The 14,814-nt window shown below is 70.6% G+C and carries 14 protein-coding genes; 9 read left to right on the top strand and 5 right to left on the bottom strand.

What is annotated here, in order from left to right:
• Positions 1-25 precede the first annotated feature (25 nt).
• Positions 26-2,716: a PA14 domain-containing protein gene (locus tag ACFVH0_RS25090; RefSeq protein ID WP_385823549.1), complete on the top strand. Its 2,691-nt coding sequence runs from the start codon at positions 26-28 to the stop codon at positions 2,714-2,716.
• A 40-nt stretch (positions 2,717-2,756) separates the two neighbouring features.
• Here the strand turns inward: ACFVH0_RS25090 and ACFVH0_RS25095 are convergent, their stop codons facing one another.
• The 3 genes from ACFVH0_RS25095 to ACFVH0_RS25105 form a co-directional block, all read right to left on the bottom strand.
• Entirely contained in the window at positions 2,757-3,212 is a 456-nt protein-coding gene (locus ACFVH0_RS25095; RefSeq protein ID WP_385823550.1) for an ATP-binding protein, read from the bottom strand.
• 99 nt (positions 3,213-3,311) lie between these two features.
• Positions 3,312-4,937 carry an ATP-binding protein gene (locus tag ACFVH0_RS25100; protein ID WP_385823552.1) on the bottom strand — a complete coding sequence of 542 codons (1,626 nt, stop codon included), beginning with the start codon at positions 4,935-4,937 and terminating at the stop codon, positions 3,312-3,314.
• A complete protein-coding gene (locus tag ACFVH0_RS25105) occupies positions 4,934-6,208 on the bottom strand; it encodes a PP2C family protein-serine/threonine phosphatase (RefSeq protein WP_385823555.1) in 1,275 nt (424 codons plus the stop codon). The genes ACFVH0_RS25100 and ACFVH0_RS25105 overlap by 4 nt, the downstream gene beginning before the upstream one ends.
• Positions 6,209-6,469: 261 nt before the next feature.
• On the opposite strand from ACFVH0_RS25105, the gene ACFVH0_RS25110 reads away from it, so the two are divergent.
• Both ACFVH0_RS25110 and ACFVH0_RS25115 read left to right on the top strand, forming a co-directional pair.
• A complete protein-coding gene (locus ACFVH0_RS25110; RefSeq protein WP_385823557.1) occupies positions 6,470-7,954 on the top strand; it encodes an SDR family NAD(P)-dependent oxidoreductase in 1,485 nt (494 codons plus the stop codon).
• 373 nt (positions 7,955-8,327) lie between these two features.
• Positions 8,328-8,489: a hypothetical protein gene (locus ACFVH0_RS25115; protein WP_385823559.1), complete on the top strand. Its 162-nt coding sequence runs from the start codon at positions 8,328-8,330 to the stop codon at positions 8,487-8,489.
• A 75-nt stretch (positions 8,490-8,564) separates the two neighbouring features.
• Here ACFVH0_RS25115 and ACFVH0_RS25120 read toward each other — a convergent pair whose 3' ends face one another.
• Positions 8,565-8,939 carry a fluoride efflux transporter FluC gene (locus ACFVH0_RS25120; RefSeq protein ID WP_385823561.1) on the bottom strand — a complete coding sequence of 125 codons (375 nt, stop codon included), beginning with the start codon at positions 8,937-8,939 and terminating at the stop codon, positions 8,565-8,567.
• Positions 8,936-9,406 (bottom strand): fluoride efflux transporter FluC, encoded by a 471-nt coding sequence (locus ACFVH0_RS25125; RefSeq protein WP_385823563.1) that lies wholly within the window; start codon positions 9,404-9,406, stop codon positions 8,936-8,938. Before ACFVH0_RS25125 ends, ACFVH0_RS25120 begins: the two co-directional genes overlap by 4 nt.
• Before the next feature lie 197 nt (positions 9,407-9,603).
• Here ACFVH0_RS25125 and ACFVH0_RS25130 point away from each other — a divergent pair, with 197 nt between their 5' ends.
• Genes ACFVH0_RS25130 through ACFVH0_RS25155 form a run of 6 tightly spaced genes read left to right on the top strand, consistent with a single transcriptional unit; the run spans position 9,604 to position 14,787 of the window.
• The gene (locus tag ACFVH0_RS25130) at positions 9,604-10,566 is read left to right on the top strand and encodes an urea transporter (protein WP_385823565.1); all 963 of its coding nucleotides are present in this window, start codon (positions 9,604-9,606) and stop codon (positions 10,564-10,566) included.
• Positions 10,567-10,623: 57 nt separating this feature from the next.
• Positions 10,624-10,929, top strand: a complete 306-nt coding sequence (locus ACFVH0_RS25135; RefSeq protein WP_342280936.1) for an urease subunit gamma — start codon at positions 10,624-10,626, stop codon at positions 10,927-10,929.
• A gap of 4 nt (positions 10,930-10,933) precedes the next feature.
• On the top strand, positions 10,934-11,755 hold the full coding sequence (locus ACFVH0_RS25140) for a cobalamin biosynthesis protein CbiX (protein WP_385823567.1): 822 nt from the start codon (positions 10,934-10,936) through the stop codon (positions 11,753-11,755).
• Positions 11,752-12,291: an urease subunit beta gene (locus ACFVH0_RS25145; RefSeq protein WP_385823569.1), complete on the top strand. Its 540-nt coding sequence runs from the start codon at positions 11,752-11,754 to the stop codon at positions 12,289-12,291. Before ACFVH0_RS25140 ends, ACFVH0_RS25145 begins: the two co-directional genes overlap by 4 nt.
• Positions 12,291-14,015, top strand: coding sequence for an urease subunit alpha (ureC, locus tag ACFVH0_RS25150; RefSeq protein WP_385823571.1), 1,725 nt, complete (start codon positions 12,291-12,293; stop codon positions 14,013-14,015). The genes ACFVH0_RS25145 and ureC overlap by 1 nt, the downstream gene beginning before the upstream one ends.
• Positions 14,016-14,019: 4 nt before the next feature.
• Positions 14,020-14,787 (top strand): urease accessory protein UreF, encoded by a 768-nt coding sequence (locus tag ACFVH0_RS25155; RefSeq protein WP_385823573.1) that lies wholly within the window; start codon positions 14,020-14,022, stop codon positions 14,785-14,787.
• The last annotated feature ends 27 nt before the right edge of the window (positions 14,788-14,814 follow it).

The raw sequence follows: 14,814 nt of genomic DNA on the forward strand, positions 1-14,814 counted from the left end.
GTCATGCACCTGGACACGGGCTCGGATGTCGTGCTGTCATGCCAACTGCCGTTCCTTCCAACGTTGTACATCGTGCAGCAACGAGCCGCCACCCTTCCTCAGCCAGGAGGATTCCGTGCGCATCAGAAAGAAACCGGTACTGCTTCTCGCCGCAGCTCTCGGCGCCGCCGGACTGACCGCCGTGCCCACCGCATCGGCCGCTCCCGACCCCGGCGACGTGCATGGTCTGAAGGGCGAGTACTACACCCAGTCCGCCCCCGGGGCCTTCGACTTCGGGCAGCTCCGGGCGACCGGATTCGACCCGGACATCGACTTCCCGACGCTGGAGCCCCGGCTGTCCTCGGCCACCGGGCAGAACGACGACGTGAGCATCCGGTGGACCGGGAAGATCGTGCCGGAGAAGACCGGCACCCATCTCTTCTCGATGATCGGGGACAACGGCTTCCGGCTCTGGATCGACGGAAGGCCGGTCATCGACCACTGGGTCGACGACTGGGAGAAGGAACAGACCTCGCCGCCCGTGGAGTTGACCGCCGGCCGGGCGTACGACCTCAAGGTGGAGTTCTTCGAGCACCAGGGCGGATCCAACCTCCACCTGAAGTGGACCGAACCCGGCGGCAGCAAGGTGCCGGTGCCGCAGTCCGCCTTCCGGCTGCCCGACGGCTTCGCGTACGACGGGGCCGTCGCCGCCACCGTCCTCGCCGACGGCCGCACGCTCAAGCTGGACTTCGCGCAGAAGCTCGCACCCCCGCCCGCCGGGCTGGTGAACCACCTCGACGCCGTCATCGGCGGCGCCGAGTGGCCGCTCGGCGCGGTCGAGGCCGATCCGGCCGACCCGCGCAGCCTGACGGTGGCGCTGAAGGAACCCGTCGTCGGAAACAGGGCCGGTGACGCCACCGGGCTCGCCGATGTCCGCTACGACGGCGCGGGCGCCCTGGCCGGGGAGGACGGAAAGGCCGTCGGGGCCTTCTGGGCCGGCGGGCCGAACCGCTCCACGTACGAGCTGCGTACCCCGTGGGCCGACGAGGTCGGCCCGCACAACGCGCTGCCGGAGTATCCCCGGCCCCAGCTCACCCGGGACAACTGGCAGAACCTCAACGGCTCCTGGGAGTTCGCCGCGGCGAAGGCGGGGGAGCGGCCCCCCACCGGCAGGAAGCTCGGCGAGAAGATCCTCGTGCCGTACCCGGTCGAATCGCAGCTCTCCGGGATCGAGCGGCACGAGGACCGGATGTGGTACCGCCGCACCTTCACCGTGCCCGGGGACTGGAAGGTCGGCTCCGGCAAACGGCTCCAGCTGAACTTCGGGGCCGTTGACTGGCAGTCCGAGGTGTACGTCAACGGCAGAAAGGTCACCGAACACAAGGGCGGTTACGACAAGTTCAGCGCCGACGTCACCGATGCGCTGAAGCCCGGCCGCACCCAGGAACTCATCGTCGGTGTCCACGACCCGACCGACGCGGCCGACGGCGAGAACCCGCCGATGGGCAAGCAACGCCTCGACCCCAGCGGCATCTGGTACACCCCGTCGTCCGGGATCTGGCAGACGGTGTGGATGGAGCCGGTCGCCGCCGACCACGCCGACTCGCTGAAGCTGACCCCCGACGTCCGGGGCGAGAAGCTCGCCGTCGAGGTGCGCGGGGTACGGGACGGGGTGCCCGTCACGGCGACCGCGTACGACGGGGAACGCAAGGTCGCGACCGCCGGCGGACGCACCGGTGCCGCACTGGACCTGCCGGTGCCCGACCCGCATCTGTGGTCCGCCGCCGACCCGCATCTCTACCGGCTGGAGGTCCGCGTCGGAGCGGACCGGGTCGGGAGCTACTTCGGGATGCGGTCGATCGCCGTGGAGAAGGTGAACGGCACCCCGCGCACCGTCCTCAACGGCAAGCCGGTCTTCCTGATGGCCACCCTCGACCAGGGCTTCTGGCCCGACGGGCTGCACACCGCGCCCACCGACGAGGCCCTCGCGTACGACCTGAGGATGCACAAGGCGATGGGGTTCAACTCCGTACGCAAACACATCAAGGTCGAGCCCGACCGCTGGTTCTACTGGGCGGACCGGCTGGGCCTGCTGGTCTGGCAGGACATGCCCGCGATGAACACCGTCAACCCCACCACCGCCGCCCGTGCCGAGTACGAGCGCGAGATGAAGGAGATGATCGACGAACACGCCGGCCATCCGTCCGTCGTCATGTGGGTCACCTTCAACGAGGGCTGGGGCCAGTACGACCAGGCCCGCATCGCGGACCAGGCCAAGTCCTGGGATCCGACCCGGCCGGTGAACAACATGAGCGGCCTCAACTGCTGCGGCGCGGTGGACGGCGGCAACGGCGACATCGCCGACGCGCACGGCTACCCGAGCCCCGCGCTGCCGCAGCCCGACGGGAGACGTGCCCTGGTCAGCGGTGAGTACGGGGGGCTGGGCCTGGCCGTGCCGGGGCACGCCTGGGCCGTACAGCAGTCGTACATCGCGGTCGACCCGGCCACGTACACCGACGACTATCTGGCCCGGCTCGACGAAGTGCGCAAGCTCGCCTGCAAGGGCAGCAACGGCGCCGTCTACACCCAGATCTCGGACGTCGAGGGTGAATTGAACGGACTGCTCACCTACGACCGCCGGATCGTGAAACCCGACGTCGAACGGATCCGGGCGGCGCAGGAAGCGCTCGTCCGCGACGCGTCGAACCCGGTCGTGGCGGGGTGCCCCGCCACCTGACCTGGTCGTGGGGCGGGCGGCGTCCCGCCCGCCCCACAGCTCAGCTGCTCAGTTCGAACTCGGCCCGGATGCGCTTGCCCACCGGCACCCGCTCCGCGGTCAGCCGGTCGCACAGCGCCACCACGATCTCCATGCCGTGGCCGCCGGGGCGCGTCGGGTCGGGGGAGTAGAACAGCGGCAGGGCGGTGCTGGAGTCGTACACCGTGACGCTGACGCGCTCCGCGGTGCCCTCCAGCTCCAGCAGATAGGGGCCCTGGCTGTACCGGTCCGCATTGGTGACCAGCTCGCTCACCGCCAGCAGCAGATCGGTGCGGGTGTGCTCACCGAAGACCGCGAGCCACTCGGCGGCCAGCCGGACCAGAAAGCGGTCGGCCAGTGCCCGGGCCTGCGCGATGCAGCCGGGCTCGCCGTCGAACACCTCGGCGCTGTGCAGAACCTCCGTGGACCGGTCCGGGCAGGGGCGGCCGGCCGGTCGCGAGGTGACCTGTTCGTTCATGTGCTCCAGCCAGGGCGACGCAGGGGTGTTCGGTGACAGCTTCTCGACGTCCGCCTACCCGCGACGAACGGTCCCACTCCGGGGAGAACCCGGCAGATCTCAGCCATGGCCGGCCCGCCCGGCTGCCGGGTCCGCGAGGGGTTGCTCCGTGGCGGAGCGCGCGGGCGCGGCGTGAGAGACCGGCAGCGTGAAACGGATCCGGGTGCCGTCCAAGGGCTCCTCGTCCAGCCAGATCCGGCCCCCGTGGACCTCGACGATCTTCCGGCACAGCGCCAGGCCGATGCCCGTGCCCTCGTACTCGTCCCTGCCGTGCAGCCGCTGGAAGATCACGAAGACCTTCTGCGCGGACTCCGGCGCGATGCCGATCCCGTTGTCCGAGACGCAGAAGTGCCAGTCCTCGCCCTGCTGGACACAGCCGACCGTGATCCGGCACGGCACGTCAGGCCGGCGGAACTTCACCGCGTTGCCGATCAGGTTCTGCCAGACCATGGAGAGCGCCGTCGCGTCCCCGGTCACCTCGGGCAGCGGGGACTCCCGTACGACCGTGGCTCCGGACTCCTCGACGATCAGCGCGAGATCGGCCAGCGCGCGGTCGAGCGTCCGGTCGAGGCCGACCGGCTTCCACTTGTCGTGCACCCGCCCCACGCGGGAGAAGGCGAGCAGATCGTCGATCAGCACCTGCATCCGGGTCGCACCGTCGACCGCGTAGTCGATGTACTGCCGGGACCGGCCGTCCAGCGACTCCGCGCACCGCTTCTCCAGAAGCCGGCAGAACGAGGCGACCTTGCGCAGCGGCTCCTGCAGATCGTGCGAGGCGACATAGGCGAACTGCTCCAGCTCCGCGTTGGACCGGCGCAGCTCCTGGGCCTGCTCGGCCAGCAGCTGTTCGCGCTCCTGGGAATCGGCGAGTTCCCCGACAATACGGCGGCGCATGTCCTCGACGGCCGCCGCGACCGCCCGAACGTCCGACGGTCCGCCGACCTCGATCCGGTTGCTGAACGCCCCCGACCGGACCGTGTCGGAGGCGGCGGCCAGCCGGCTCAGCGGCCGTCCCACCATCCGGTGCAGCAGCAGTCCCAGCGCGGCCACGGCCGCCAGGAAACCCACGGCCAGCGCGATGAACACCCGGTCCCGGGTGGTGCGGGCGGTGCCGAGATCGGCGCGGGCCAGGTCGCGCGCCGCGTCGAGATGGGCCTGCTGGGCCTTGTACAGCCGCCGCAGCGTGTCGAATTCGTCCTTGCTCTGCCGGATCGGGGCCGAGGACTCGGAGGCCGGACCGTCCCGGCGGACCGCGGCGACCAGCGGCTCGGCGTGCCGGCCGCGCCACTCCCGGGCGGCTGCGGCGATCCGGTCGAGATCGTCGGCGAAGGGCTGCTCGTCCCCGACGAGCGCGCGCACCCGGGCCAGCCGCAGGCTCTCGTCCCGCATCCCCTCCTCGTAGGGCCGCAGGAAGGTCGCGTCACCGGTGAGCGCGAAGCCGCGGACCCCGGTCTCCTGTTCCAGCAGGGCGTTCTGCAGCTGGAAGGAAGAGGAGCGGGCGGGCTGGATGCGGTCCACCAGGTCGGTGGTGCGGTCGGATATCCGGGACTGCACCAGGCCGCCGACGATCGCACCGGCGCAGAGGATCAGCACGAACACGGCGAGTATCAGATGGACCCAGCGCTGGACCGACAGGCGCGAGGCAATCCCGGGCCGGGTGTCCGGCGGGGCGTCGCGGCCGCTCATCGCGCGCCGCTCCGTCCCCAGCCCAGGTGGAGCACGGCGACGTCGTCGGCGAGACCGCCGTACGGGGACGCCGCCGCGGCGGCCTCGTCGACCAGGGTGTCCACGAAATCCCGGGCCGCCAGCGCCCCGTGCCTGCGGGCCATGGCGAGCAGCCCCTCCTCGCCCAGCCGGGAGCCCGGCCCCGAACGCCCCTCGAAGAGCCCGTCGGTGAACAGTACGAGCCGGCCGTCCCCGGGCAGCGACAGCTCCGAGGCACTCCACCGCCCGGTCCCCGTACCCGGCACCAGACCCAGCGCCATCCCGGGCTCGGGCTCCTCCCAGCTCACCCGGGCACCGCCGCGCAGCAGCAGCCCGGGGTGCCCGGCCCGCACCACCCGCACCCGGCGCCGGTCGGGGTCGAAGGCCAGTGAGGTGACGGTCGCGAAGACATGCGGGTCGGAGCGCTCGGCGACCAGGATCTCCTCCAGCAGCCGGACCTGTTCGAGCTGGCCGGTCGCGCACAGCACCGCCGTACGCCACGCCACCCGCAGACACACCCCCAGCGCCGCCTCTGCCGCCCCGTGCCCCGACACATCGCCGATCACCGCGTGCACCGTGCCGTCGGACGTCTGCACCACGTCGTAGAAGTCCCCGCTGAGCAGGGCGTGCGCCCGGCCCGGCTCGTACCGCGCGACCGCCTCGAAGGAATCGTCGAGCAGCAGCGGCACCGGCAGCAGACCGCGCTCCAGGCGGGCGTTCTCCTGCGCCATCAGACGGTTGGCACGCAGCGCCGCCGCCGCCCGCTCGACCTGCTTGCGCTGGAGGGCGTACCGGACCGAGCGGCCCAGCGCCTCCGGATCGAGCCGCCCCTTGACGAGGTAGTCCTGGGCACCGGTCGCCACGGCCGACAGGCCCGTATCGGCCTCGGCCCGGCCGGTCAGCACCACGATGGCCGCGTCCGGGGCCGACTCGACGAGCTGGGTGACGGCGTCCAGGCCGAACACATCGGGCAGATGCAGATCGAGCAGCACACAGCACGGGGTCCGGCTCCCGGCCAGGAAGCGGCGTGCCTCCGCCAGCGTCTTGCACCAGGTCAGCGCGGAGTCCAGCTCGCTGTCCGCGAGCATCTCCTCGACCAGCAGCGCATCGCCGGCGTCGTCCTCGACCAGCAGGATCACGGCGTCGACGTCCCAGACCGAACCACTGCCGACCGGGGGAGGACCCGGCTGTACGGGGATGGCGTCCGAACGCACGGGTTTCGCCGGAGAGCCGCCCGCGGGGAGCCCGGTCACACTGCACCCCCCCTTGTACGTACGGCACGGCCCACCCCGGCCGTATGGCAGCGAAGCATATGTGACCGATCCGTGGAGGAGACGGCGGGGCGCGGGCGGCCCGCGGCCGTCGGCGTCCGCGCCGATCGGCCGTGGCGCCGTGCGGGAAGTCACGCGAACGGAGCAGCGGCCGGTGCATGGCAGACTTGATCGGGGCGTTCGGCCCGGCAGGAGCAGGTACGGCGGTCGGCGCCACGAGAGACGGATGACAGAGGAACGGCAATGACGGTGACAGAGGACAGCCCGGAGTTCGCTCCCGGAACTGAGGAGTTCGGTACCGGTATCGACCCGGAGCGGCTGGCCGTCTGCCTGAGCGTGCTCGACGAACTCGACAGCATCGAGATCGACCACCCGGACGCCATCCTCGTGCGCCGCGCCACGGCCGGGATCTACCGGACGGTGAAGCAGCGCCGCCGCCAGGAGCGCCGCGCCGCCAAGACCGCCCACGACAAGGCGGTCACCGAGGCCACCGCGACCGGCTCGGCCGAGCGGATCGACGACGAGACGCAGGGCGTCCTGCCGTCGTCGTCCGCCCGCGCCGAGATCGCGGGGGTGCTCCAGCGGCCCCGCTCCTGCTACATCTGCAAGACCCGGTACGTCGAGGTGGACGCCTTCTACCACCAGCTCTGCCAGCAGTGCGCGAAGGAGAACCGCTCGCGCCGCGACGCCCGGACCGACCTCACCGGCCGGCGCGCGCTGCTGACCGGCGGCCGGGCCAAGATCGGCATGTACATCGCGCTGCGGCTGCTGCGCGACGGGGCCCACACCACCATCACCACCCGCTTCCCCAACGACGCGATCCGCCGCTTCAAGGCGATGCCGGACAGCGACGAGTGGATCCACCGGCTGAAGATCGTCGGCATCGACCTGCGCGACCCCGCCCAGGTCGTCGCCCTCGCCGACTCGGTCGCCGCCGAGGGCCCGCTGGACATTCTGATCAACAACGCGGCGCAGACCGTGCGCCGCTCCGCCAACGCGTACAGCGAGCTGGTCAACGCCGAGTCGGCACCGCTCCCGGCGGGCGAGCTGCCCGCCGCCGAGGTCATCGGCACCTTCGGCAGCGGCACCGTCGACCGGGTCGCGGCCCTGCCGGCCGCCCGCAAGGAGGGCCTGAGCGCGCAGGACGTCACCGAGCTGGCCCTGGTCACCGGCTCCGCGTCGCTGGAGCGGATCGCCGCCGGGACGGCGATCGACGCGGGCGGACTGGTGCCCGACCTGCACGACACCAACAGCTGGATCCAGACGGTCGAGGAGGTAGAGCCGATCGAGCTGCTGGAGGTCCAGCTCTGCAACTCCACCGCCCCGTTCATCCTGATCAGCCGGCTCCGTCCGGCGATGGCCGCGACCGCCGCCAAGCGGGCCTACGTGGTCAACGTCTCCGCGATGGAGGGCGTGTTCAGCCGCGGCTACAAGGGCGCCGGCCACCCGCACACCAACATGGCCAAGGCCGCCCTGAACATGCTCACCCGCACCAGCGCCCAGGAGATGTTCGAGAAGGACGGCATCCTGATGACCGCCGTCGACACCGGCTGGATCACCGACGAGCGCCCGCACCCCGACAAGATCCGCCTCGCCGAGGAGGGCTTCCACGCCCCGCTCGACCTGGTCGACGGCGCCGCACGCGTCTACGACCCGATCGTGCGCGGCGAGGAGGGCGAGGATCTGTACGGCTGCTTCCTCAAGGACTACGCGCCCGCCAACTGGTAGTCGCCGCCGATGCGGCGTGCATGAACGGTCGTTGACCCGGTCGGGAGTCGCTCCCGACCGGGTCTTCTCCGTATCCGGCGGCTGGTCCGGTGGCTGAAAGTGACCTAGAGCACACGTTCCATCGAGCACGGAAGCGCTCATTTGGTTACCCTGATGTGAACGGACGTAATCGAGGAGTCCACAAACCTTCCTCGACCGTCCCGGGACAGGCTTGTCAACCAAGTCGCCGTCCCGCCCCGTACCCGGCGCCACCGCGACCGAACTGTTCTTGCCCCTGCCCATACGGGTGGTCGATCTCCCGGTGATGAGGCCGGAGCATCGGCGACGCCCGGGGTGACGCGACACAAAGGAGTGCGCGGTGACGACACCGGAAATGACGAAGCAAGAGAAGCGACCTGCCGAACGGCACGGAGACCGGCCCCGCAGGCCCGAGAAGCTCCGGAACATCGAGGTCTGGGCCAGGTCCGCACCGATCCGGCTGGCCGGTTACGAGGACGATCTCGCCGAGCCGCACATCCTGCCCGGTATCGACTGACACGGCCTCACAGCACCGCAGCCGAGCTCCGGTCCGCATCGCGCGGGCCGGAGTTCGGCTGCGGTGACCGCCGTCTCACAGGACCGCACCCGCCACGGCCACCCCGGCGAACGACAGCCCGACGCCCGCAGCGACGGTGAGCACCAGATACCCGGCTGCCATGGCCAGCCGGCGGGCCGAGGCGAGGGTCAGCAGCTCGTACGAGAACGTCGACCAGGTCGACAGGGCACCGCAGAAGCCGGTGGCGAGCAGCAGTTGGAGCCGGGGCCCCAGGTCTCCGTCGGTCACGGCCTCGGAGAAGAAGCCGAGGAGCAGCGCCGCCCCCGCGTTGGCCGCGAAGGTGCCCCACGGAAACGCGGTGTGGAGACGGAACCTGGCATCCACACCGAGCAGATAGCGGAGCGGAGCACCGGCGAGTCCACCGGCGAGCACGAGCAGCCAGTCGGTCATCGGGCGCCGTCCTGGGCCGCGTAGCCACGTCCGAGGACCAGATGCGTGGCGAAGGCGCCGGCCGTCACGGCGGCCAGGGCCGCCACGACCGTCAGCAGCAGACAGCCGACCGCATAGCCGGGCCTGCCGTTCTCGAAGAGCTGCCGCACATTGTCCGTGTAGTGGGAGAACGTGGTGAACCCGCCGAGCACCCCGGTGCCCAGCAGCGGACTGAGAAGCCGCGGCGAACCGGGAAAGCGCAGCTTCAAGGTGACCATCAGGACACCCATGAGGAAGCAGCCCACGGTATTCACCAGCAGAACCGTCCAAGGGAACGCCGAAGTGCCGGTCGGCCAGATCCGCTCGGTACCGTAGCGGGCGGCAGTCCCCGCGGCACCGCCGATCGCGACGGCCACCACGACGGCCGGCTGCGCTCCGGGATGGTGATCGGGGTGGGTGTGGTGGTGCAGTCGCATCCGCGGGGACATTCGGCGAACCTAACGAGCGGGCCCGTGGACACACGCGCAGCACGCGGAACGGCCCATTTCCGGACTCGAATGGAGCACCGGAACTCCGCACGGCGAGAAGGCCCGTCCGGCATATGCATTGATGGCGATAAGCCATTTCCGCCCTCCGCGCTCCGCCAGGAGGGCGGCCGTCGCCCGCCGAGCTGTTGGAGCTCCCCTTGCCCATTGCCGAGCCGGACGCCGTCCGGAAGCTCGAAAGCCGGCAACCGACCGCCTTCCTCCTGGCGTCGGTGCGCGGCGTCGGACAGGTGGACCTCCAGCCGGGCATCTGGACGGGCGCGTTCATCCTCGCCGGGCTGTGGGCGGCGGGCTGGCGGATCGGCCTCTTCGCCACCCTGGGCACCCTCGTCTCGACCCTGACCGCCTACGTGCTCGGCGTCGACCGGACCGGCATCGCCCTCGGCCTCCACGGCTACTCCGGCTGTCTCACCGGCATCGCGCTGGTGACCTCGCTGGGGAACCACCCCGCGACCTATGTGCTCGCGGTCATCGGCTCGATCCTGTGCACCATCCTGATGATGTCGCTGACCACCCTGCTGGCGCCGTACCGACTGACCGCGCTCACCGCACCGTTCTGCCTGGTCTCCGGAGTCATGGTGCTCGGTGCCCCGTCGTTCGGGCGGATCTGGCACGGCGCGCCCAAGCCCGTGTCCAGCACCACCAGCGGCGACACCGCGATCTCCTGGAACGACCTGTGGCACGCCTTCTTCACCAATGTCTCGCAGGTCTTCCTGGTGGACGCCTGGTACGTCGGGCTCATCATGCTCGTCGGACTGGCCTGCTCCGGAGCGCGCGTGGTGTTGTACGCGGCGGCCGGCAGCGTCGTCGGGATCATCGCCGCCTGGGCGCTCGGCGCCCCCACCTCACTGATCGCCAACGGGATCTACGGCTACAACGCCGTGCTCGTCGCCATCGCCATCGGCGCGGTCTTCCTCACCGGCACGGTGTGGAACGGTGCCTACGCCCTTTTCGGCGCCGCCGCATCCACCGGCCTGACGGCCTCACTGACCTCGTTCTTCAAACCGTTCGGCGGCCACACCTTCACCTGGCCTTTCATCCTCGTGACCTGGGTGCTCATGGCGGCCGTCCCCCTGCTGCCCCGCTTCCGCAGGAGCGGCTGACCGCCCGGCCGCCGGCTCCTTTCGCCCCTCCCCGAATCCCAGAGGAAGGTACTGACGATGAACCTCGCACCGCGCGAGATCGACAAGCTGTTGGTGTACGTCGTGGCCGACCTGGCCCGCAAGCGCCGGGACCGCGGCCTCAAGCTCAACTACAGCGAGTCCGTGGCGCTGATCAGCGAGGCGATCCTGGAAGCCGCGCGCGACGGCAGGAGCGTCGCCGACTGCATGGAACTCGGCCGGCACGTCATCGGCGAGAAGGACACCATGCCGGGCGTCCGGGAGATGCTCGGGCTGCTCCAGATCGAGGCGTCCTTCGTCGACGGCACCAAGCTGGTGTCCTGCCACGACCCCATCGGCGGCTGAACCGATGCCCGACCGCTGCCGGGTGATCGCGGTGTGCGGCCACGAGGCCGCGTACGGCGAGGCGCTGCACGGCCTGGTGGACCCCGAGGTGAGTGTCGTGCCCAACGGGCGCGAACTGTTCCGGAGGGTCACCGCGCTGAGCCGCCGGGGCGAGCGGAGCTGCGTCGTCCCGATGACGCTCGGCCGCGATCCGGAGCTCGTCGCGGACACCGCCCGCACCCTGCGCGCGCTGCCCGCCGCCGAACGCGCCGGGACCGTGCTGGCCGAGCCCTTCGGCACCTCCCAGCACCTGATCGCCTGGCTGCGCGCGGCGGCGGCCCGCGCCCCGGAGGCCGCCGCGCTGCTCGTCACCGCCCCGGCCGGCGACCCGTTCGAGGACGCCGAGCTGTACCGGGTCGCGAGCCTGGTCCGCCGTTACGGGAGCCACGGTCTGGTCGAGGTCGCCTTCACCGGGGGAGACCCGGACCCGGCCGAGGGGGTCCGGCGCTGCGGGCTGCTCGGTGCCCGGCACGTGGTGCTGCTCCCGGCGGCGTTCGCCGAGCCGCCGGTGCCCGACGTGCCCGGCATCCGGGTCGAACGTGCCGGTCCGCTGATCGCTCCCGCGGCGCTGGCCCGGGTGCTCGCCGAGCGTGTGGCCGATGCCCGGCGGCACCGGGGGGAGCGCGGCGACGACGGCATCGCGGCCGGACTGACGGCCGCGGACCACCACGGCCACTCCCACACCCACCCGCCGGGCGAGGGCCACGACCACGGTCACGGACATCACCACACGCATCCGCACCCGCATGTCCATGGTGCGGGCCGAGTCATCAGGAGCACCGCATGACGCCTCGTCAGAGGTACATCCACGGCAAGGAACCCATCGAGATCAACGCCGGTCGCCGCACGGTGAAGCTCACCGTGCACAACACCGGGGACCGCGCGGTCCAGGTCGGCTCGCACTACCACTTCTTCGAGGTCAACTCGGCACTGTCGTTCGACCGCCAGAAGGCGCTCGGTATGCACCTCGACATCCCAGCCGGCACGTCGGTACGCATCGAGCCCGGCGGCACGCGCGACGTGAAGCTGTGCGCGTACGCCGGAACCGGTCGGCTCGTCGGCTTCAGCGGGCTGCTCAACGGCAGCCTCGCCTCGCACCCGATCAAGGTGGAGGCCGTCCGCAAGGCGATCGAGCTGGGCTTCCAGGGCACGCAGGAGAGCGGCGGCGACACACCCCAGGAACGCACCGGGAACAGCGGGAGCGCCAAGAGCACCAAGAGCACCAAGAGCGTCAAGAGCCCGAAGGACTCCAAGGACTCCAAGGACTCCAAGGACTCCAAGGGCGCCGCCGGCGCCAAGGCAAGGAAGAAGGGTTCGCGCTGATGTCCATCATGCCGCGCAAGCAGTACATCGACATGTTCGGCCCGACGGTCGGCGACCGCTTCTATCTCGCCGACACCAACCTCCTCGTCGAGGTCGAGAAGGACTACAGCGAGGGCCTGTACGGCGACGAGGTCGTCTACGGCGGCGGCAAGACCATGCGTGACGGCATGGCCTCCGACCCGCAGGCCACGTCCTCCCAGGGCGCACTCGACACCGTCATCACGAACGTCGTGGTCATCGACCCCGTCGTCGGTGTCGTCAAGTGCGACATCGGCATCAAGGACGGCTTCATCGCCGGCATCGGCAAATCGGGTAACCCGCAGACGCAGAACAACGTCCACCCGAACCTGGTCATCGGGCCGGGCACCGAGGCCATCGCAGGTGAGCACCTCATCGCCACCGCGGGTGCCATCGACTCCCATGTCCACCTGATCGCTCCGCAACAGGCCGAGCAGGCACTCACCAACGGCATCACCACCCTCATCGGCGGTGGCACGGGCCCGGCCGACGGCACCAACGGCACCACCTGCACACCCGGCCCGTACAACATCGCCCGCTTCCTCCAGGCGGCCGAGACCTTCCCGGTCAACCTCGGCATCATGGGCAAAGGCAACGGCAGCCTCCCGGAGGCGCTCAATGAGCAGATCGAGGCCGGGGCCTGCGCCCTGAAGGTCCACGAGGACTGGGGCGCGACCCCCGCCGTGATCGACAACTCGCTGAGCGTCGCGGACCGGTACGACGTCCAGGTGGCCATCCACACCGACAGCCTCAACGAGGGCGGCTTCTTCGAGGACACCCGTTCCGCGTTCGACGGCCGCACCATCCACACCTTCCACAGTGAGGGCGCGGGCGGCGGCCACGCCCCGGACATCCTGCGGGTCGCCGGCGAGCCGAACGTACTGCCTTCCTCCACCAACCCGACGCTGCCGTACACCAAGAACTCTGTGGACGAACTGCTCGACATGGTCATGGTCTGCCACCACCTCAGCCACGACATCCCGGAGGACGTCTCCTTCGCCGACAGTCGCGTGCGCGCCGAGACGATCGCCGCCGAGTCGGTCCTGCACGACCTCGGTGTGATCAGCATGGTCTCCTCCGACTCGCAGGCCATGGGCCGGGTCGGTGAGTCCGTCACCCGGGCCTTCCAGATCGCCCATCACTGCAAGGACAAGCTGGGCACGATGGAGGGCGACTCCGCCCGCAACGACAACCAGCGGGTGCTGCGCTACCTCGCGAAGGTCACCATCAACCCGGCCATCGCCACCGGGATCTCCGACCACGTGGGCTCGATCGAGAAGGGCAAGCTCGCCGACATCGTGCTCTGGCCCATCCACTCGTTCGCTGCCAAGCCGAAGATGGTGATCAAGGGCGGCATCATCTCCTGGGCGCAGATGGGTGACCCCAACGCCTCCTTGCCGACCCCGCAACCGGTGATCTACCGCCCGATGTTCGGGCAGTACGGCAAGGCCCTGCAGGCGACGCATGTCACCTTCATGTCCCAGGCCGGTATCGCCGCCGGGGTACCGGCCGAACTGGGCCTGGAACGCAAGATCCTTCCGGTGAGCGGAACCCGGACCATCGGCAAGCACAACATGATCCGCAACAACGCGCTGCCGGACATCAAGGTCGACCCGGAGACGTTCAAGGTCACGCTCAACGGCAAGGTCGCCACCATCGACCCGGCCGAGGAACTGCCCCTCAACCACCTGTACTTCCTGGTGTAGGGCGATGTACCGCGACGAGAGCGACCCGCTGGGCGACCCCGCCCCGGCGTCGGCCGCCTCCACCGCCCCGGTGCGGACGCCCGAGCCGGCGCTCGGGCCGCTGCTGGTCAGCCTCCAGCTGACCGACTCGGCGTTCCCGAGCGGCTTCTACACGCTGTCGCACAGCCTGGAGGGATTCGCCCACGCCGGGGCGGTGGACCCGGAGAGCCTGCCGCTGCTGCTGGAGGACCTGTTGCTGCACGGCGTCGGCCCGGCCGACGCCACCGCGCTCGCGCTCGCCCACCGGGCGACCCGGGCGGGCGACGCGGCGGCCGTCGTCCGCATCGACGAGCACCTGTTCGCCACCAAGCTGGGACGCGAGATGCGCCAGGCGGCCACCCGGACCGGCCGGCAACTCCTCGACCTCGCCGCCGAGGTGTTCGACCGCCCGGAGATCACCGAACACTTCGACCGTGTCGTACGCCGTGAGGCACCCGGCACCCAGGCGGTGGCCGCCGGCGTCATCCACGCCGCGACCGGTGTTCCGGTCCGCCAGGCGGTCGCCGCGGACCTGTTCGCGTTCTGCGCCAGCTTCGCGGGTGCCGCCCTGCGGCTGCGGCTCACCGACCACCGCAGGGCACAGACCCTGCTGCGGGACGCCGCACCCGTCATCGAGTGGGCCACGGAGGCGGCACTGCGACGCGAACTCGCGGATGTAGGAGCCACCGTCTTCGCCTCGGACGTCATGTCGGGCCGTCATGAACGCGCAGAGGCACGGCTGTTCGCCAGCTGATCCAACCACCCCCACGAGTCAGGGAGC

The organism is Streptomyces sp. NPDC127117 (assembly GCF_042677325.1).
Taxonomy (GTDB): domain Bacteria; phylum Actinomycetota; class Actinomycetes; order Streptomycetales; family Streptomycetaceae; genus Streptomyces.